The sequence below is a fragment of the Legionella qingyii genome, assembly GCF_003990155.1.
In the GTDB taxonomy this organism is placed as follows: Bacteria; Pseudomonadota; Gammaproteobacteria; order Legionellales; family Legionellaceae; genus Legionella; species Legionella qingyii.
In genome coordinates, this window is record NZ_RZGX01000005.1 from 35602 (window position 1) to 56413 (window position 20812).

The window sequence follows — 20812 nt, forward strand, 5'->3', positions numbered from 1 at the left end:
GAGCCGCATTTTTATTGGATAAGTTCATCTCGTAACCTAAAAAGTATAAAGCTATTATTTTATACTTCTTAGGTCTAACTCATGTTAATTTAGCAGGTAAACTCTTAACATCAGGATTTTTTGAGTAAGCATCAAGGATTTCGTTAATTAATTGTTCTACAATACTTTCTTTCAGTTCATCCTCAATCAAACCCATTTTTTCTTTCATACTATTCAATCGAGTTTCTAGTTCTTTGGCAACGGAACCATTAGGAAATAATGCAGCCAAAAGACGCCTTGCTTCTGCAGGGCCAAGATGTCGATATAAGTGGTTTCTCACTGTAGCATCTTCAGCTGTAGTACTAAACGCCCAGAGTTCCACAGGCCCTAAAGTCAGGGTAAGCAATTGCACATTTACACCATTTTTAGTGGCATACTGTGCCAAAAACGTTCCCCCACCTTGTCTTGGTCCATGTACACGGGTGCGCAAAGCAGTTTTTGCAGTATCCGAAAGTCCAAATATTGCAGTCGTTTTTTCGATCGCTTGTGAAGGTCCTGCATCCATAATGTAAATTGCAGTAGCAAAATCGATCATAACGGGATCAAAGTCATCAACTGACTGAGATAATAAGGCGATTTGTACTTTCCACTTACGTCCCTCACGCATATCGATAATGACTTGTTCGCGTACTGCTGCAGATTTTGAAGTACGATGGAACTCGTCATAAACAATACGTTTGTGATCTTCGCGAATTTCTTGCACTCTTTCTTTATGATATTCCTTATATTGATCCGGTATATTATTTAGACTCTCTTCAGTTAAATAATAATGTCTTGCCAAGACATAACGTGCCAACATATACATAACAGCTGTCTGTCTGTCTGCAGCATCTCCACCACTTTTTGCAACTTCATCAAGATCAAGTGATACCACGCGCGCATCACCGATATCAAATGCACTTACACGCGATAAAATAGGATATTCCCGAACCGCAGCGGAGATCATTCGCGAAAACGCATTAATTAGGGACTCACCTGTCGGTGCCGTTATTCTTTCGTATAAATCTTCAATAGATGGAGTACGGCAAATTGATGCAGCATCTGCCAACAAAGGCATCGCATAGCGTTGAGCCAACATCGCTTCATGAATAAATCCTGCTGAATAAAGTGAATCTGTTACTTCCCACCATGTTGATTTTGAATCACGAATAAAACCAATTTCTTCCAAAATACTGTCAATAAATTCCTCAACCCCAGGGGAGTAAGGTGCGGGATTATACTCATCAGCCAAACTTTTATATAATTCATCTACAACCATACCTGCAAGATCCGGCATACCATCATAGGGTTTTTCCGCACCAAGAGGAGTGGTAAGCAGCGTAATAAAGTTAACTAAAAAAGCACGCTCTAATGCTGTAGGATAGCGACACCCTAATTGCGTATCAAAAGGATTAATTGAATATTCAGGGGTCATCCTTAACCGATGATAAGCAACCTGGTGACGTTTTGATGCGGGAAGAGCTTCTTTCAGCAAAGAGATGAGTCCACTGCTTGAAGGTCCAATATCAATAATCGCAATACGTGGTAAACGTAACAATCCCCCAGACAAACATAATGCTAAATTAATCGCATTTGATAGAACTGATTTACCAGAACCTGGGCGTGCATAAACCAAATCAATCCAAGTAGTCTGTTCCGTAGAGCCTGGTTGGAAAGGCCAAGGCTTACCGTCAGGTGTCCTAAAAAGCAAGGCACCTTTTGTCCAAGGTGATGCCGGACGGGTAATAGGCAAAATGGATACTACCGAACTTAGTGGTGCAACTGTAGGTACGGCGGTGCTATTGAGCGTAGCCGCTAACATACTGGAAACAAACCCACCAAACGGATCGCCACAAATTTCAGAAACATCGGTTGAACCCCATCCCTCAATGGCTTTTACTAATTCAGAACTACGTTGGCGTAATAATGGAAGTCTGTCTTCAGGTGCCCAGGTTGTTGCAACAACTCGCAAGCGCACTATTGATTCATCCGTATTAAGCTGAATGTATTTTAATAAATTCACTGAATCACTGATCAAACGATTTTGTGCCGAACTAAAAGTAAGAATCGCAGCCAACATTCCCTTAAGCTTAATCGTGGCAAGTCCTTCACTCTCAATCAAAAAAGAGATTCGCCAAGGGACATGTGAAGGTAATATACGAGTAAATAACTGAATAAAAGGTCTTAGATCTTTGGGGAATAAATCGATATAGGTTGATGAATAAATCTTATCCCCAACCCTAACTGTTCGCAAATCTAATACTTCGGCGTCACGAGGAAATACTTGTTTTGCTAATGAAGGCCATAATAAATCAGAAGGATCACCTTCAAAACTATTAATTTCTCTAACTGTTACCCTATCTCCAGGCAAACTTGGTCGCCAATCATCGGCAGTATAATCAGGATCTGAAGTCATGCGAACTGCATGGATTGCATCGTGAACTTCCAGTAACTTAGCAAACACATGATGCGAATCCAGATCATTCATAACGGAACGAACATAGGCATCATGGGTGTCACGTAACTCTGGGATCGCAGCATAGATAGTCTGGGTGTTTTTAAAAGGGGGAGCCTTCTTATCTTTGAGCATCTTCATTTTGGCTTTGTTAGCAGCCTTTAATTGCTCTGATGTTAAATTGAAGGGTCGCGTAATCAGCACAAAATAAACTCGTTCTTCCGCGCAATACTGTGCCATATAATTAACTCGTTCTTCAAACAAGTCCGCTAAATTCAGTTCGAGTCGTTTTGCTGTAGCTGTAGCTGGTTGGTAGGTATCTTGGATCAACTTTTTTATGTTTTGTTTATCATGACTAAAATAAACCTGCAGAGCGTGTCCTGGACGTCCCATAGCGGCTTGAAATGAATTGGTTAGCCCTGCAACCAAATTTTCAAATTCTGCATTTCCTACAAGAGCTGAGACTCCTTCAACCTTCAAAATTGATAGCAGAGAACCATCGTGATTAACCAACACTGTTGAACTATCAGCTGTTTCTAAATCAATGTATGATTCTGTCGTTTGCTTGAGCGATGTACTTAGCCAGGCAAAGAAGGTATCTACTCCTTCAAAAAAAGATTCTGACCAATGCGCCATTCCTTTCCTCACATTTAACTTGAAATTTCTTCTAATGCACTTGCAGCCCATTTTTCAATTTGTTTACGAAATTTGGCTCTTGAAGGCAATAGAAGTATATTTTTAAACAATTGAGATCTTCTCTCTTCGTCATTTACGCCCGCATCAATCATTAGCTGACCGAATATTGCAGGGTCGCTTGTTCCCTCACCAAATTTTTCTTCCACAAGTTGTGAACGAAATTTGAAAGCTCGATAAATATTTTGTGCACTGGACTTATATCCCGTATCATTGGTAATCGCACAAAACAGTACATGGCATATGCTATTTAACTCGGCTTGAGTTAGCTCAGGAAGATAAATTAATGTTCCTCCACCATAGCCACCAACGCCAACAGATTCAACAAAAAAGCACTGTGCACAGAAACAACAAGAAGTAACCAAATTATCTAATTTGTTGTTAGCATAATTATTATCAAGATTCACCACTTCTTGGAATAAGCGAGCTTGAAATCCACAAAACCTACACGTATATCTATCTCTTTGAAATACTTTTTGCTCGAACGATTTAAATCGCTCGTCTACCTTTCTGGCAGAATACAAACGCCATGAACCTGGCGTAGCCATTAATTTTAATTTGTTTTGCTCTTGATTAACTGCCATATTCCTGGCTCACATTTAATACAATCTACTTTATTGGCAATTACTCGATTTGATACTCATTAAAAGATCCTCTTCCCTTGGGGAGAGAGGATCTGAAATGAATCTTACCATTTTTATTATAAAAGTAACGTCTATGCTAATTAGCTGCCACTTGTATAAACTGTTCCAGTTGGGCCCGCAGTTGAACCACCACTGCCCCCAAACATTGTTACTCCGGTTACCCCTAGAATAGAAGGTAGGAACAACAAGGCCGCAGCGATAAATACCAACGCAATTGGCGTACCTATTGGAATCTGAGTTGGGTTATCTTTGTGCTGTTTAAATTTCATAATAGCACCAATTGAGAAGCCCAAACCCGCCAAGTAAGAACCTGCAGTGATTAATTTGGTCAAGTTTGTAAATGATGAGGTAATCGTTGATGCCATTCCTCCTATAGACATTCCGCCTCCTGCAGCAGCATCTTGACTCACCAAAGCCAATAAACTTAAGCAAATAAAACTGCTTAACCAATATTTGTAACTAGATTTACTTATGACTTTACTCTTCACCTTTTTCTCCCCAATTTTAAATTTACTAGAAATTAAATCAAATTAAAATCGTGCTTAGCTCTGTCACGATGTCCCATATAAAGTATTGTTAATCATTTCAATTGTACCTATAATGTTAATCGCTAATATCCCTCCAAATACATGAATCAAACCTTTTCCTGTTCCTCCTGGGGGTTGTCCTTGGGAAGCAGAACGTGCAATCAACACCCATCCTCTTACGAAGGCTACTAAGCCGATGACCTGAATAATAATTGTCAAAGGCCTTCCCACAACACTCCCACTACCGAATAAGGTATCAAGTGTCGGGTTACTACTATTTACCGGAGCATATTGGAGAACATTTTGATAACCAAAAGTACTCACCATCAATGATGAAAAAGCCGATGGGAAATAAATAAATATCGCGCCAACTACTAAGTATACAATTGGTTCTTTCATACTCGTATTACTCGACATCATCGTACGAGCTTCACCATATATTTTTAAACTATAGACTGCTTTGAATAAAAAAGCACAACCAATTAAGTATGCCCCCCCTGTAATCAAGCGTTCTACAGGAATCAGCGAATTTGCAATATTTGTTAATATATTCACTTGACCTGATATCCAGCAAGCTACTGTTCCGCCCGTACATGTATCAGCCATACAACACCTCAACTATCTTCTTGACTAAACCTGATTACTCGCCCGGAACTCGTTAAAACCCGACCTTGCATAGAGTCAATGAGCTTAACAGTTCCGTATCCTGCGATTTTTGTTCCTTCTCTTACTGTAAGTGTAGAACCATTTGTGCCAATTAGCCAAGCCCGACCAGGAATTACTGCATTTATATAATAAATTATTTGTGGTGCCACTGGGCGGGAACGAACTATTTTCTTGACAGGCTTTGGTTTTGTACGTTCTATTAATACGTTAATTACTTCAGATTGCTTCGCCACCTGATTATTCAAATCGCTTATCATCTGATTCAGTTTCGTAATTTGGGCATTTAACGCATTTACATTATTATTGACATTTCCTACTTGCTGGTTCATTGAATTCACTTCAGATTGAACCGTTTGTTGGCTTGCCTCAATAGACGCTACTTTGTGCTCTAGTACCGCATTATTCTCTTGAACCGCCGGAGGCTGTTGTTGGACTACCGGTTTTGGTTGAATGGGTTCCGGTGGAATCTGAGTCACGGGCTGAGGAGGAGTGGGCGTTATCTCTGCTACAGGAGCCGGAGTTATACTCTCCTTAGGAGGAGTACTTTTAGAAAACATCCCTCCGATAAATTTATACATCAACATAGCAAAAACAATAACACCTATGGCAATTAAAGCATTACGCTTAATATTCTTTTGGGGCTCCATTCCTACTGATCGTGCAGGAGCAGAACTTTTCGTATCAAACTCTGAAGTATCTAATGATTCATTCTCAAGAGAATCTAATTCTTCGAATTTATATTCATCATTTTGATCATTATCCGCCATTTTTACCTACCATCAAATTAAATAGATTGTACATCCTGAGTAAATAAAACCCCAACAGGAGTTCCAGCATAGACTTCAACAGTTGGAGGTGTATTAAATAATACTTGTGCTTGCTGCCCCCACGTCTTACCAACGGTAGCTAAACCAATTACCGCATTTTCCAAAGTAGAACGGCCAACACCATTTGCAACGGTTACGTTATTGCCGCCACCTGTACCGCCTATGGTGACCGTAGTATTCGCAGACTGGAATGCATTACCAAAGCCCTCTAAAAACGAGGAAGCAAACAATGAACCGTATCTCAATAAAAAGTGATTGTTTGTTCTACTAGAAAGAGCGGTTCTTGCTGTATTTGGATCAATTGCATAGGCAGAGATCGAAATTGTTTTTGGTGCACCTGGAATTGACATAGTATTAAATGTAATAACCATTTTGTCGGCATTGGAAGGCAAATTAAAGCTGCCAATTAGTTTGGTTCCTTTAAGTTTACCTGCAACTATAGTAGCAAGAATTGGTCCGGGTTCATCACTATTGATTGAAGTATCGATTACAGCGAAAAGGACATCTCCTGTTTTAATCATATTTGTTTGAGTAGTTGATGCAGTTGGCGACTGGGCAACAGTTGCCCCTCCAGGACCAGGACCAATTCCTGCAGCAGCTGCAGCAGCACCAGCACCTTTCTCTTCATTACCCGAAGTATAAGTCTGTGTTGGTACGTTTTTCCATTCTGCAATTAATTGGTTCGCAGCGTTTAACATGTCAGAACTTTTTTGTTGAATTTTTTGTTGATATTTTTGCTCAGCCATTTGCTGATTTTGTCTGTTGATAATAGCTTGTAATTGTTCATTGCTAGCAGTAGATCCTGGCATTAAGGTTCCTTCTGCCCCTCCCTGGCCTAATGATGGGATTCCACCAACATTAAATGCGCCCTGCCCGATATTTGGAGCACCCAAACCTGCTACTTGAAACGCATTCACTAATTCAGAAGCACTGTATCCAGCGTTTTTTAAATCATCAGAACTAAACCCTGCACTAGCCAAATCTCTAGCACCAAAACCAGCCGCTTTTAACTCTGCGGCTGTAAATCCGGCATCCTTCAAATCTTTGGCGCTAAAGCCCGCTGCTCTTAGTTCTGCAGCGGAAAATCCTGCATCTTTCAATTCTTTGGCGCTAAAACCCGCGGCTCTTAGTTCTGCAGCGGAAAATCCTGCATCTTTCAATTCTTTGGCACTAAAACCTGCATCTTTTAGTTCTTGGGCAGTAAAACCTGCTGCTCTTAATTGAGCCGCAGTACATCCAGCATATTGTTTTATTAGTGCAGCACTAACTCCTGCAGCCCGTTCCTTTGTTAATGCATCAACACTACAACCCGCTTTTTTTATGCCATCAAGAGTAACACCTGGTGGTAACGTAGCCCCTGCTGCATTTATTTCTCCAGCAGAATAACCGGCCTTAGCAAGCTGATCTGGTGTGAACCCGGCACTTAATAGGTCTCCAGCAGTATACCCTGCTGCTTTTAATTCTTCGGCGGTAAAACCAGCATTTTTTAAATCCGCAGCGCTAAAACCAGCATCTTTTAATTCTTTAGCATTAAAGCCAGCCGCCTTTAGCTGTGCGGCTGTGAATCCTGCATCCTTCAAATCCTTAGCACTAAATCCTGCGTCTTTCAATTCTTTAGCACTAAAGCCTGCATCTTTTAACTCTTTAGCACTAAAACCTGCATCCTTTAATTCTTTAGCACTAAAACCTGCATCTTTTAAATCTTTGGCACTGAAGCCTGCATTTTTAAGCTCAGCTGCCGTAAAACCAGCATCTTTAAGTTCTTTTGCAGTATAACCCGCGTCCTTTAGAGCTTTGGCAGAACACCCAAGTGTTTTCTTAATCGTCAGGGCACTCACTCCTGCTGCTCTTGCTTTCTTTAATGATTCAACACTGCAATCTGCAACACGGCCACTTGCTATGATATCTGCCGGACTCAATCCTGCATTTTGTAAATCTTTAGGAGTAAATCCCGCTGCAAGAAGTTGCGCTGGTGTATATCCTGCATCAAGTAATGATTTGGCATCATATCCAGCATTTTTTAATGCTTCAGCACTACATCCATTTAATTCTTTAATGCGCTTGGCAGAAACACCGGCAGCGAAAAGTTTCTTCAAATTATCCGGATTACAACCCGCTGCTTTGATTTGTGCATCCGTCAAAGGAGTTGCAGCGCTAATTTGTTGGGGAGTAAAACCAGCATTCGCTAAATCTGCATCAGTAAAACCAGCTGCTTTTAAAGCTTGGGCACTACACCCAGCATATTGTCGAATAAGGGCTGCACTAACTCCTGCAGCTTTTTCCCTTTTTAATGCATCAACATCACAACCTGCTTTTTTTACATCATCAGGAGTAATACCTGGCGGCAATTCAGCCTCTGCAGCCTTTATATCAGCAGCAGAATAGCCAGCCTTCTCAAGATCCTCTGGCGAAAACCCAGCATTTAATAAATCCCTAGCACTATATCCTGCTGCTCTTAATTCTTCAGGTGTAAAACCTGCTCTCTTTAAATCAGCCGCACTAAATCCTGCATTACGCAACTCTTTAGCAGTAAAACCAGCCGCTTTTAATTGTTCTGCACTACATCCACTTATTCGTCGAATGGCAGAGGCCGTAACTCCTTCTTTACGTAATTTAGTCAATGCCTCAACACTACATCCGGCTTTTAATACATCCGCAGCAGTTATTCCTCCCGGTAAACCACTGGCATTGGCTATTTCCTCTGGAGAATAACCAGCTCCCTTCAATTCATCATCAGAAAAACCAGCATCTTTAAGTTCTAGTGCAGTAAAGCCCGCATTACGTAATTCGCATGCATTAAAACCACAGTCTCTTAAGCGAGTAGCATTATATCCTGCATCTTTAAGTTGCCTTGCATTATATCCTGCAGCCTTTAATTCTTTACAGGGACAAACTTGATTCAAATCTTTTAAAGAATAACCATTATCTTTTAACTGTGCACAGCTACATGCTGCTTTCAGATCAGTTAATTGTGCTCCTTGGCTAACAACCTGATCAACAACCGTCTTTGAACAACCCCCGTTTTGAAGTGCCTGCAGCCAAAGACTTTTTTGAGATCCTTCTTCATTCTCACGGGCTAACGTCGCAAACCCTACTCCACTTTGCCCCCCCTGAGAACCGATGACGCCAACTCCCTCACCCAAAGCTTGGGTTCGGATAATTGTTGGAATGGCACTTCCTCCGGTTTGCTCTGCTTTTTGTGCCTGAGTAATGTTCTGCTCTTCCTGCAATTTGGCATATTGCGCTGTTGGATTGAGAACGCCCGGAATAGACTGAATCGCTCCTGGAGTACGTCCAAGAGTAGCAACAGCTGAAGGGCCTGTATTTATGGATCTTAATTTTATATACCCTATCACCACAGCAAATAATAATAATGCCGCTGTAAAAATGATAATCACTCGCGTACGCGTGTTTGAAAAAAGCGATTTTATATTTTCTTTTCTGCCAGCCATTTATAACCCTTCTACCTTGAGCTGCATGACTTTCCCATGCCAAGAAACCAATAACACCGGAGATTTTTGCATTTCATATGCATGCGTCCCATCTGCACTGGTCATACTTGCTAACCAGCCCGGCGACAATATAGTAAGATTTGTTCTAACATACATTCTGTCGTTAGCTAACCAAGCACGCGCATCACCTCCGGTGATACTTAATCGTTTACTTCCGGGAGGTGGAACACCATCTAAAACATGAAGAAGCAATTCACTTGCTGAAGGGGGAATTCCAGTTTCTAGAGGCATGCTTTTAGCATTTGGCCCATAACCTTGAACACGCAAATCAACTCGATAATCAACAGCTTTTTGTCCCGGTATAAGGGTTAGCATCACTGGAGTATTTAAACCTCTCAAGCGAACTGCCAAATTACCATAATTGTATAATTTTAGTGCTTGAATCATTAGCGTATTGCTTGTTTTATCCCATTGAATATTGAATGAGTTTGGATCCCCTAAATCATAAGCAGCGATTGGCCATGGAGCTCCGGATGAATCAAGAAAAACTAATGAAGAGACAAATCCTTGCGCCAAACGAATGACGGGCGGAGTGGAGCCTGGAGATAAATTCACGAATTGAGATGTTGCTGTCGGTTTTGGTGGTGTACCTACAGGTGAAGACTTAGCGTATTCCATGGTTTCGTTCAATTGTTTTAAATGAACAATTTGCTCTGTATTCAATGGATAGATACTTTTTGTCATATCCTTATATGCTTTATTATCAATAATTTCCTCATCATTTTGTGTCATGACTTGCGGCGCATTAGGATTGGGAGTAGGACTAGGTGCAGGTGTTTGCGCTGGAGGCTTGTAAATATTATTTGCGAGAGGAATAGGAATATTTGCTGCTTGATCTTGTGCAGGCGCTGGATTTAGTCCAGAAATTTGACTTTGCCCTGCTGGCTGATTTTGCCCTGCTGGCTGATTTTGTGATAATCGTTGTTGTAACAAGCGTAACTGTTGCAATGCCTGTTGCGCACTATCAGATTGATCTTGCGCATAAGAAAGACCAGGAACCGAATAAGCTAATCCGGAGATCAAACAAAACTTTAAAAACCAGTTCAGCTTTTTCATTAAGACACTCCACCTGCAGCAGGTCCCACAACAAATTGCGATATACCTATTCCTCTGGGCGAATTCAATGTAGAAACACGAGTAATCAGCATAGTAACTACATTATTCTGTTGTGTAAATTCACTGGCGCTCTGGTACGTTACCAATATAGGCATTTGTACTCGCCATGAAAAACTACCGTTTAATACCCCTTTTTGTAAGATAATGGGGGCTCGTGTTGCTACTGCCGAAACAATCAGTTTTTTAGCTTTGACTGCATCCAGATTATTTGATTGTTGTAAAGCACTCAGAAATTGATCCCAACCTTCAGGTGTAAAAAATCCAGATGAAGCTTGTAATTCGTCTCTATAATTAACGAAATTATAAGTAAACGCAGCAATAGCGGCCTGGTTTGCCCATTGCAAAACTGCAGAATCTGATTGGTTTGGTTCATTTAAAGGAAAAAGCGGCGTGATACGTCCGTTAATACTGGTCGCAAAATATTTGGGGGCTGGCGGATGGGTAATGATATAAACCAATAACGAAGCTAGAACTATATTGACAATAAGAGCAATTAACAATGCAAGCATTACTTTACGCTGGCTGTCTTTATAAAATTTGTTTCTTAGTGCGACAACTGTCAAGGCATCTTCAGCCATAATATCCTCTATTTATTGCTTATTGTGGTATCAATTTATCCTCACTCTCCGCAGGTGGATCAGGAGGAAGTAACGCGTTTGCTGTAAAATTCGGAGCCAAAAGAGGTTGCAACTGAATAGGTGGTGATATTCCACTCGTTGCATAATAATCTCGCTCGGGCTCTGTTAAATGAATGTAAGCGATTAAAACTCCAAAAATGCAATTCACGATCAAAGAGATAATTAAAGTAATTAATCCACGTCTGTAGGAGATAACATAGAAATTTTTACTATTTTTTATCAATTCCCAAGTTTCGCGACTCATTATTTCCCCTATGCGACAGCTCGTCTAAACGTAATCTCTACCCGCGCATTTATTGAATTATCACCGCCTTTAGTGAACCCAATAATAGGTTTATCACTACCTAATCCTTGTGTAAAGATAAAACGGCTATCTACTCCCTGAGACCAAAGATATTCACCAACGACTCGCGATCTGGCTAAAGTCAATGCGTGTTCTCTTTGCGGTGATACATATTTGTTACTGTAACTCGCTACATTAATTGCAATTTTTCGAAACTGTTTTAGAAATACTGCAATTTCATTAAGCAATGGATAGGACTTCCATTTCAGATGCGGTGTTTCCGGTTCAAACAAATAATTAGCCGGGATACTGATCATATAATCCTGGCCAATAGTAATTACTTTTACCCCTTTTTTATTTAGTTTTTTAGCGAGCTTCATGATGGTAGCATCACAGGCACCAAGAACCTTGCAGGGATATTTAGGCTCCTCTTTATCTAGTGCCCAATAGTCCCTTTTGCAGGCGGTCAACGTCAATAAGACAATCACTCCAACAGCCTGAATTAGATTAATACGTACTGATCTCACTCACTATCCTCATATTTCAAAATGACCATTTTAAAATGATTCTGACTGTAGTTCGGTTGTGTGTTCCATCTTTAAGAAAAGGATACAAATCATTACGTTACAATGAATTCGATAAAATAGCTATTTTTTTAAAAATTTATTTATTGCTTTACAATTTTTTGAATAAAAACACAGCGGCTAGGTTTATTTTTTTTCAATGTTAAAATAGCCCTCAGGGAGTTTGATGCTTAAGAAATAAAGTTTGTGGTAAAACGTCTGGAGGGTTTTTAGCCATGAACTGACATGGCTAAATTTCTTCCAATTGTCTAAATAGGATTGACGATATAATGAAGTAGGGTGAATGAAAATAGTTCTGTAACGCTTACTCTGCTTCACCTTTTGCAACTGCTTTTTCACGTTCCGTTGCAATTTTTTCTGACAAAGATTTTACCAGATCAGTTAACTCATCTGGAGCAATGAAATCTCTTTCCTCAGGCGGATAACTAGTAGCTAATTGAAAATCCTTAATCAATTCATTTGCTACTGTGCCAGCATATTTATCCTTAGCACCAGCAAGACGCTCAATATTCATCATCTGGTTACGTGTTTCGTTAATAGGTAACAAGGACTCTGAAAATGCAGCCTTATCACTTACTAAAATTGGAGGCGCGCCTTCATTTTCTCGTAAAGGACTAAATATCGTTAATGCGCCTTCGACTTCTTCTTCAATCAAGTCCTCAACGGGTTCAGGCTCATTATGACCATGAAACGCAATTAAAGCAGAGACACCTCGCTCTATTGGTTCTTCTATGGGAGATTCATGCAACAGCTTAGAAATAAGCGTAATTTCTTCACTTTCAGCTGTTTTGTTTATTGATAAATCGCCGCTTTCTAGTATTGCCTGGAATGAAGCCAATTGCTTTTGTAACTTCATTAAATAATCGTCTGGTGGCGCTTCTACCTTTAAAAATTGATTTAATTTTAGTTGTTTAACAGGTTTCGGATTCGCATAAAACATCCGGGCACGAACAATTTTTGACTTGAAGAATATATGTGCCTCACCTTCTGTTTGTTCTTTTAAATCTAGAAGATCAACACGAGCTCTCTTTTCAAAAGAAGAGCTTTTACTATCCATATAAGTATTGGCAATGCTGGTATCTTTCGCTTGGAATGAGTCTACTTTAGTTACATAAGCTTCACCTGCTGTTTTGGTGAAGAAATCCCATGTTTCTGTAGGATCTTCCAATTTCATACATATTTTAATGTTCGTGTTTGCCCCAATGGATGCAGCTTCTTCTTTAGAGGCTTTTTGGAATGCCGGTAAATCTTGTCCTGCAAAAATTGCAGAGAAGCCAAGAGAACGCGCTTGCGCAGGAACCACCGCAAATCCCTGAACGGCATAATATCCATACTCATCAAGGATGCACATATAGGGTGTAGGTGCATTCGTTGGCTTTCTCAAGATCACATCACGATAATCCCCTTCGACGTCCTCTCCCAAACCTGCAGCCATCATTGCTTTTAATGAAGATACAATAATCTTACCTAGGTTAGACAACTCATCGGGGGATTTTTCTAAAGCGGGTAATAGCACAACCAAAATCCTTCGATTCAGTACCACGTCCTTAAAATCAACCTCGGCCAAATTCGTACGAACAATGTGCCCATATGTATCAGCCAAGGATGAAAACGCTCTGACCAACTGCATGGTAATAAAACCGTGTTGTTCCAATACCTGTGATACTTGCTTTCCTTTTTTCTCTTTATTGTAACCTGGCAAAGTACTTAAGTAGTTACGCAAAGGATCTGTAACTAATTTTGGAATCTGTTCTATGTTAACACTTTCTTGATTATCACGAGGAAAAATTTTATCAACAACAATGGTTTCTAATCGTGTTAATTCAAAGTAGTTACGGATAGTATCCGCATCCAAAAGTATGACTCCCTCATCACGCATATAAACTAGAAGGCGCATCAACGCTTCTACGAAGGCAATCGCACGACCTTTCCACATGTCTCCATCTCCGCCACCTTTTGAATCCCCCATCAAACTCACTACAAGCTGGGTTAACATACTGGAAGAACCTTGAGAAAAGGGATTAAAGGTATTAGACAACCTTTTTTCTTGTGGACCGATAATATCTCGCGCACCAGTCATAAAGTTAATCAAAAGCAAATCGTCTTCACGCCCCATGCTCCTGACCATGGAAAAAACTTTAGCGTAGAGCGAGTTATCCCCTTTACCGTCGACATAAATAAAACCACTACCTTGTACTAAGGCATTAAAAGCTAGAGAAACCAAACATTCTGTTTTACCGCTACCGGTTGAGCCGAAAATTAATGCATGGGTACGCATATCATCATTAGCAAACCATAATTCATGCCCTGTTTTACGATCATTGCCAAAAAAAGCGATACCACGAGCCATATTGGGCTTATTAACTCCTGGCTTCATATCGTTGTAATCTTTTACTCTGGAAATGAGAGGAAGACGAAACGGTAATTTTTGTTTCCGAGTGTAACTGTAAAGAAAGCTGCCAGCCCCTACAAGCATCAGGAATGTTGCTGACTCGGAAAAGTAATAAGACATTGCTGCTAAGGTAAAAAGTATAATCGAAATATTAGTTGGATCAGCGAAGAAATCAGCTAATCTCTGTGTCAAAGTTCGCGTATCCCTAAGTAAGAGGGTGGGATCTAACTCATGACGTGATTCAATGCCACGCATCATGGCTCTAACTCCTGCATTTGTCGGGGTGTTAACTTAACTTCTTTTATGGCAATTTCCAAAGCCTTAATCGCCTCGTCTATCATAGGCACCAAAGAACGACGTCCCATTTCTTTCTCTGCTTTCCAGTGAGCAAACGGGCCTGCAACTTCTGAAAATGGTGTTTGTCTACCAACACAATTGAGCATATACCACAAACGTCTATCTACAGGCCTTAACCATAAAAATTCAGCGCTCGGAACAACCCCATCATCCCGGGCCTTTTCAAGTAATGAAGCCATTACAGTTAAAGTATAGGCATGTTTTGCAACAACTTCCTGTATAATTTCTGTGTTTTTATATTTTTCTATGGTTGGTCTAGCAACAGAATAATCAAGCTTCCCTGCAACATAACTTCTATCTAAGGTTGCTAAGATATTATTTGCGGCATCTCTATCGCGATTAATGCGAGCAAGGAAAACGGCGGCTAAGGCATAAGCTTGTGGTGAACAATGTTCAAAACCATCCCAGTATGGTCCTAATTGCAGAGTAAAAACTCGTTTAGCATCTCCTCTTCGTATCCCTGCTGTCATCTCCTGCCCCGGTACAGGATTGTCTAATAATACATCTTCCTTTTTTAATAAATTGTATTTGCGTGCAAACTCCATTGGAGTTAGAGCCATAGCCCAAGGACCTTTATTTATATCTTCGTCTACCAAATTTTCTTTAACTATAGGCATAATTGCAGGCCAGTTAAATTGCTCTTGCTCACGTAATTTTTTCATATCGTACGTTTTGCGAAACTTCAGAGTGATATTTGATTGATACAAAAGAACTGCCAGGACAAGTAGCACAAGAACCACGGGATAACGCATGAAATCGCCAACAGCACGCGTTGTATCTACGAGCTGTTCCCAATTTACTGCATTGGGATCTATTGTTTGCATGATTTGAATCAAACTTGCTAGTTGCTCACTATGAACAAAAAGGTTAACTAGCTTTGCTTGCCAAATATTAATTTGAAAAACAACCATCACAATATACTGATGTCCGGTTTTCCATATAATAAACACCGTAATAAACAACAGTACCATGACCCATATTGGCCCCATGCCACTATCTTGACCTTGTTGTTGCGGTTGTTGTGCCATTAATGATTACTTCAAAATTATTTGTTTGCTTTAAGTATATACTGCTCTAAGATAATTTTGCGAGAGATTCGCAAGTATATCTATGCATTTATACAACGTTAAAACAGGATCACTGTTCTTTAATCAAACGACCACGTGAATATTTATAAACACCACTTATATGAATAAAACGAGTAATGTTTTCTACGTCTAGAGATCTATCTTTTAAAGTTAATAAGGGATTACCTAATCTATCAGATAGGGTTTTATCAGGAGAAAGAGCAATAATATCTGTTTTATTAATGTAAATCGCTACATAAGCCTCATTCTGTTTGTTCTCTTTTGATTTAATTACAGCGGTTACCTGATCTTCATTGCTGTAGATTGGGCGAGAAATCATTTGACGCGGCAAATTGGCGATTATCCTTTCCCAAGATGAAAGATTAGACCCATCCGAAGAATATAAAGAAACAAAAACTTCCTGCTGGCCACTACGTAAAGCAAGACGATTTGCTAAATGAGCATCAGAGCGAATTTGCTCTTCGCTTCGCGCACTAATTTTTTTGGCAAAATTATCGCGAATTCCAACCAGGCGATTACCAATTGACCGCAGAAAATTTGACTTATCCCAAGGTCCATTTTGAATTGCATAATCCAATGCTTTAAGAATCGCGTCATTATGCTCTTCGGTGAACGTATCTTTTTTCATAACATCAAATGTAACCTTATAAGAATGAAACAACTCTGCAAAAATCGATGCAATATTAAGGAGTATAACAGTAATTTCGAGATATATAAAAAAGATAAAATTCACAAAGAGGCTTAAACTCTCTTTGTGAATAGAACAAAAAAAGATTAAATTTACTGAGAGTTAATATTAACTCATTCCTAAACGAGACCCACTTTCATTTTCGACTTCTTCCTGGGCTACCTCTTGTTGTTTAGTTGCTTGAAGTTGTTGCTTAGCATCTTGGAATAGTGGTGTTGCTACTTGAGTTTGTTGCTTCGCTTCTTGGGTTTGCAAAGATTGCAATGCTTCAGGACCTTGAGTTATTACATTTTTCACAGCATTTAGATTTTTTATTGCCTCTTCAAGCAAACTCAAGCCCTCTTTATCAGCTTTTGCTAAAGCAACTGTTTCCATTTTTTGGACAGTTTGCATTAATCCATCTATTCCCTTACCTGCTTCTGTAGCAGCTGGCTCGCCTTGTCCGTGTTCGTGAGCAAAAAAACTCTCTCTTTTTAAAAATCCCATCACGTCACCCCTAAAACATAAAAACTTTAATAAGTTTAGTTTATCAAAATATATTGTAGATGTATTTAAAATCGTCAGTGCTTTCGATTTCTTTACAATTAATTTTCAAAAGTGTTCCTAGTCGTACATTAATTCGTCTAATGGGGTATAATCACGACTTGGTCCACCTTGAATCAACTCATTTAACACATCAGTCATGCATAACAAACGTAATACATTTGGCGTTACTTCATCAAAAATCACTCGCAGTCCTAACAAAGCACCTTCTGCCTCGTCAAATGTCGCCCCTAACCCATACCCAAGACACAGGGAACACAGTTGATCTGCTCGTTTCGCAATTGCTGGCAGCAAACCCGTATCAACAAAAACTTCCTCATAGCTCACAAATCTATCATTAAGATAAAATTTTGCATTTAAACTTGCTGCAATAACTGACATGCATTTGCTAATATCTCGTTCCATGTTATCGCCACCAAGGTTTTGAAGACTTAAGCGACCCGGCCAAAACGCTCCTCATCCATCTTAAAAAAACAGGCACTGTAAAACCGTAATGCTCAAGAATACCAAAAAACACTGCAGAGATTAAAACCAATATCCCTGTCCAGATTCTAATGTGCATTAAAAATAAAAAAATAGGAAATGCGGCTCGAGCATCAACTATAAAAAATCGAGCGCTTCGAGCAGAATCTCTCCAATGTGCAGTTTCAGCAAATCCTGCCATATTCAAGCCTCAAAAATAATAGCCTCTTCTAAAAAGTATATACCTAAATAAAGGCTTTAGCACCTTGGTATTTCATAAAATTTATAATATTTTTACGACAATTCGTATATTTACTGAATACTTTAGGTTATGAACTAAATAATCAAAACCTCCTCTCCAGAAAGGAGAGGACTAAGATTATGGATGACAATTGAATTGATTACTTTTTATCCATTGGGGAATATCCTTTTGAAAATGAAGGTCCTAAGATGTTGGTTAGGAGTTTTTTCATTTCTAATTCCTCAGATGTTTTTTTTGCAGAGGGTATTAATTGAGGCACAGCTAATTCTTGTCCAACCTCCTCTGTTGCCTGCGAAACGTCTTCAATACGTGTATTGCCTTGTCCAGCAGCCAGTTTTCCTAACATTTTAGAAGTACTGTATTGACTCATCTGAATTCCTTCTATTACGTCTATATGTAATAAATTAGCATAAACAACTTAAGAAATTATTAAAACAATTATATTTTTTATAAAAAATACTATTGAGTAATAAGTCAATTTTACGTTATGTTAAAACAACCTATAAAAAAATAGGTTCAATTGTCATTTATGGATAAATGCAATTGCTCAACTTACCAAAAAAGTCAGAGCAATTGAGAAACAATAGAGTCTAAGCTATGAGACTCTAGAAAAGGAGGAAATATGGCTAAAGGTGAAGTTAAATGGTTTAATAATGCCAAAGGTTGGGGATTTATTATTCCAGAAAATGGCGGCGATGATATTTTTGTTCATTTCTCGTCTATTCATGGTACAGGCTACAAAACATTAGTTCCCGGACAAACAGTCAATTACGATGTAGAACAAGGTGATAAAGGTCTGCATGCAGCTAATGTGATTGTGCTTAATGAAAGTGCTGATATTGAAATGGCTTAATTAAGTTAACGCAGTATCATTGGTGGTGCTGCGTCCCTAAGCCAAGAAAGACTTAATTTTACACAAGTACTGAATTAAAAACCGTCTTCATGTATGATGACCTTACTCTATTTAAGGTTAGAAATTTACTGATGAAGCATGGTCTATTACTCATAAATCTTGGCACCCCCAAGAGTGCAGATACCTCATCTGTCAGGAGCTATTTACGCGAATTTCTTACTGATAAGCGCGTCATCGATCTCCCTGCTTTGTTGCGCTATGCACTGGTTTATACATTTATTTTACCTTTCCGTTCAAGACGTTCTGCCCATGCATATCAATCCATATGGACTGAACAGGGTTCGCCTTTGCTTTTTCATAGCCAAACTTTAGTGAATCAATTACAAAAAGAAGTGGGAGCAGAGCACATCATTGCTCTTGGCATGCGTTATGGGGAACCATCTATTGAAACCGCTTTAAATCAGTTAAAACATTGCGAATCCATTACTATTCTGCCTTTATACCCACAATATTCATCAGCGGCTAGTGGCTCATCCATTGCAGAAGCCATGCGTGTCATAAGCAGCTGGGATCTCATTCCATCAATCAAAATCATTAGTAATTTTTTTCAACATCCAGCATACCTAAAAGCGCAAGCCCAAACCATTAAAGCGTTTCTTGAAGAGCATTCCCATGTACTTTTTAGCTATCACGGAATTCCTGAACGCCAAATTACCAAAAGCAGTTGTAAGACTATTTGCACTGGACCCTGCCCTAAATTAATAGATGATATTCATGGCTGTTATAGAGCTCAATGCTATGAAAACAGTCGTTTATTAGCATTGGAACTCGGCTTATCTCCGAATAGCTATAGTACCGCGTTCCAATCAAGATTAGGTAAAACGCCCTGGGTAAAGCCTTATACGGATCAGATTCTAGCTGAATTGATTACTCGAGGGATTACAAAACTGATTATTGTTTGCCCTTCTTTTGTAGCCGACTGTTTGGAAACACTTGAAGAAATAGGAATCCGTCTCAAAGAACAATGGATAACACTTGGTGGAAAAGAATTAATTATTGTTCCTAGTATGAATACCGACCCTTTATGGAGAAAAGCCATAATTACAATGGCACATCTGCACGCCGATTCAGAACTTAGGAGCATCTCGTGAAGCCCCGGTTAATCTTTGCCCAAAAGAGTATCCTCGGTTCTAAATTCAAGTTTATTGCATTATCGAGCATTCTGCTGACTGCTTTAGGCATTTACTTTAAATTCTATTATCAAGCGGCCAAATCTTCTGCCCCATCGCCTAAAATAGTCGAGACAGTTACCATAAGGCCCTCTACAATTGAAAAAAAGATAAAGCTTATTGGGACCATACGCCCCAAACATGCAACAGTTCTTATTGCTAAAGGCTCGGGAATGCTTGACATCCTAATGAGCTCAGGGCAAATAGTCCAAAAAGGTGACTTAATTGCCAAAATAATCAATCCAGACATTGAACGAAGCTACCAACTCTCTAAAGAAACAGAACAATTGGAAAAGACTCAATATCAGCGCGTTAAAAATTTGCAAAAAACAGGATTTGTCAGTGCACGAGAAGTGGAAGAGAAAAAAAGAATCTGGATCGATTCACAAAAGGAAAAAGCCAGAACCAAAATTGAATTAAAGAATATGCGTTTTTATGCCCCATTTGACGGCGTTATAGGCGCATTTAAAATTAAAGAAGGGGCCCAAGTAACTGAAGGCGCACCAGTAGTTACCATCTACGATCCGAACTCATTAACTGTGGAAATTGATATTCCCTGTACTAATAATCACTCAATAGAAGAAAATCAGCCAATTTATATATTGGGCAAACTTTATCATTTAAATCATGTGCAAAAAATGATCGACGATGAAACCCATATGTGCCCAGCAGATGTCGATATCCAATGTACTCATTGCTTAGTAGGAGCGAGCGTATCCAGCCAACTCGTAGTGAATAAAAAAACAAAAGCATTGGTTATTCCTGCACAAGCATTATTTCTCAAACAAGGTAAAACTCATGTGTATAAGGTCGTTGATAAAAAAATAGAACTTATAGCAGTCAAAACAGGGATACAAGAACAAGATAAGGTAGAAATTATTTCGGGATTAAAATCCGGAGATCAAATAGTAAGTAAAAGCCCCGAACGATTATATCCAGGACTGGAAATCTCAATTTATAAAGGTTAATCACCCT

20 protein-coding genes are annotated in these 20812 nt (G+C 39.4%); 3 read left to right on the top strand and 17 right to left on the bottom strand.

What is annotated here, in order from left to right; all coding sequences use genetic code 11:
* Nucleotides 1-79 precede the first annotated feature (79 nt).
* The 17 genes from ELY20_RS04835 to ELY20_RS04915 form a co-directional block, all read right to left on the bottom strand.
* A complete protein-coding gene (locus ELY20_RS04835; protein WP_110141746.1) occupies nucleotides 80-3109 on the bottom strand; it encodes a type IV secretion protein IcmB in 3030 nt (1009 codons plus the stop codon).
* 14 nt (nucleotides 3110-3123) lie between these two features.
* Nucleotides 3124-3750 carry a type IVB secretion system protein IcmJDotN gene (gene icmJ / locus ELY20_RS04840; protein WP_110141745.1) on the bottom strand — a complete coding sequence of 209 codons (627 nt, stop codon included), beginning with the start codon at nucleotides 3748-3750 and terminating at the stop codon, nucleotides 3124-3126.
* Between the two features lie 140 nt (nucleotides 3751-3890).
* Entirely contained in the window at nucleotides 3891-4298 is a 408-nt protein-coding gene (locus tag ELY20_RS04845) for a type IV secretion protein IcmD (protein WP_110141744.1), read from the bottom strand.
* Nucleotides 4299-4361: 63 nt separating this feature from the next.
* Nucleotides 4362-4943: a type IV secretion protein IcmC gene (locus ELY20_RS04850; protein WP_110141743.1), complete on the bottom strand. Its 582-nt coding sequence runs from the start codon at nucleotides 4941-4943 to the stop codon at nucleotides 4362-4364.
* 8 nt (nucleotides 4944-4951) lie between these two features.
* A complete protein-coding gene (gene icmG, locus ELY20_RS04855; protein ID WP_110141742.1) occupies nucleotides 4952-5770 on the bottom strand; it encodes a type IVB secretion system protein IcmG/DotF in 819 nt (272 codons plus the stop codon).
* A 17-nt stretch (nucleotides 5771-5787) separates the two neighbouring features.
* A complete protein-coding gene (dotG, locus tag ELY20_RS04860; RefSeq protein ID WP_110141741.1) occupies nucleotides 5788-9282 on the bottom strand; it encodes a type IVB secretion system protein DotG/IcmE in 3495 nt (1164 codons plus the stop codon).
* Nucleotides 9283-10398 carry a DotH/IcmK family type IV secretion protein gene (locus ELY20_RS04865; RefSeq protein ID WP_110141740.1) on the bottom strand — a complete coding sequence of 372 codons (1116 nt, stop codon included), beginning with the start codon at nucleotides 10396-10398 and terminating at the stop codon, nucleotides 9283-9285.
* A complete protein-coding gene (locus tag ELY20_RS04870) occupies nucleotides 10398-11036 on the bottom strand; it encodes a type IVB secretion system apparatus protein IcmL/DotI (RefSeq protein WP_110141739.1) in 639 nt (212 codons plus the stop codon). The genes ELY20_RS04865 and ELY20_RS04870 overlap by 1 nt, the downstream gene beginning before the upstream one ends.
* Nucleotides 11037-11055: 19 nt before the next feature.
* On the bottom strand, nucleotides 11056-11340 hold the full coding sequence (gene icmM, locus ELY20_RS04875) for a type IVB secretion system protein IcmM/DotJ (RefSeq protein WP_110141738.1): 285 nt from the start codon (nucleotides 11338-11340) through the stop codon (nucleotides 11056-11058).
* An 8-nt stretch (nucleotides 11341-11348) separates the two neighbouring features.
* Nucleotides 11349-11906, bottom strand: coding sequence for a type IVB secretion system protein IcmN/DotK (icmN, locus tag ELY20_RS04880; RefSeq protein WP_110141737.1), 558 nt, complete (start codon nucleotides 11904-11906; stop codon nucleotides 11349-11351).
* Between the two features lie 361 nt (nucleotides 11907-12267).
* Complete coding sequence (locus ELY20_RS04885) at nucleotides 12268-14613, bottom strand: TraM recognition domain-containing protein (protein ID WP_110141736.1); 2346 nt, start codon at nucleotides 14611-14613, stop codon at nucleotides 12268-12270.
* Nucleotides 14610-15740, bottom strand: a complete 1131-nt coding sequence (gene icmP, locus ELY20_RS04890; protein WP_110141735.1) for a type IVB secretion system coupling complex protein DotM/IcmP — start codon at nucleotides 15738-15740, stop codon at nucleotides 14610-14612. Before icmP ends, ELY20_RS04885 begins: the two co-directional genes overlap by 4 nt.
* Nucleotides 15741-15849: 109 nt before the next feature.
* Complete coding sequence (gene icmQ / locus ELY20_RS04895; RefSeq protein ID WP_110141779.1) at nucleotides 15850-16428, bottom strand: Dot/Icm secretion system protein IcmQ; 579 nt, start codon at nucleotides 16426-16428, stop codon at nucleotides 15850-15852.
* 168 nt (nucleotides 16429-16596) lie between these two features.
* Nucleotides 16597-16974 carry a hypothetical protein gene (locus ELY20_RS04900; RefSeq protein ID WP_110141734.1) on the bottom strand — a complete coding sequence of 126 codons (378 nt, stop codon included), beginning with the start codon at nucleotides 16972-16974 and terminating at the stop codon, nucleotides 16597-16599.
* Between the two features lie 117 nt (nucleotides 16975-17091).
* Nucleotides 17092-17436, bottom strand: coding sequence for a type IV secretion IcmS family protein (locus ELY20_RS04905; protein ID WP_058466666.1), 345 nt, complete (start codon nucleotides 17434-17436; stop codon nucleotides 17092-17094).
* A gap of 1 nt (nucleotide 17437) precedes the next feature.
* Nucleotides 17438-17695 (bottom strand): IcmT/TraK family protein, encoded by a 258-nt coding sequence (gene icmT, locus ELY20_RS04910; RefSeq protein ID WP_110141733.1) that lies wholly within the window; start codon nucleotides 17693-17695, stop codon nucleotides 17438-17440.
* Between the two features lie 199 nt (nucleotides 17696-17894).
* The gene (locus ELY20_RS04915) at nucleotides 17895-18125 is read right to left on the bottom strand and encodes a hypothetical protein (protein WP_110141732.1); all 231 of its coding nucleotides are present in this window, start codon (nucleotides 18123-18125) and stop codon (nucleotides 17895-17897) included.
* Between the two features lie 252 nt (nucleotides 18126-18377).
* Here ELY20_RS04915 and ELY20_RS04920 point away from each other — a divergent pair, with 252 nt between their 5' ends.
* The 3 genes from ELY20_RS04920 (at nucleotide 18378) to ELY20_RS04930 (ending at nucleotide 20805) form a co-directional block, all read left to right on the top strand.
* Nucleotides 18378-18608, top strand: coding sequence for a cold-shock protein (locus tag ELY20_RS04920; protein ID WP_058466669.1), 231 nt, complete (start codon nucleotides 18378-18380; stop codon nucleotides 18606-18608).
* A 131-nt stretch (nucleotides 18609-18739) separates the two neighbouring features.
* Nucleotides 18740-19759, top strand: coding sequence for a ferrochelatase (hemH, locus tag ELY20_RS04925; protein WP_165831577.1), 1020 nt, complete (start codon nucleotides 18740-18742; stop codon nucleotides 19757-19759).
* Nucleotides 19756-20805: an efflux RND transporter periplasmic adaptor subunit gene (locus ELY20_RS04930; protein ID WP_110141730.1), complete on the top strand. Its 1050-nt coding sequence runs from the start codon at nucleotides 19756-19758 to the stop codon at nucleotides 20803-20805. The genes hemH and ELY20_RS04930 overlap by 4 nt, the downstream gene beginning before the upstream one ends.
* Nucleotides 20806-20812 lie beyond the last annotated feature (7 nt).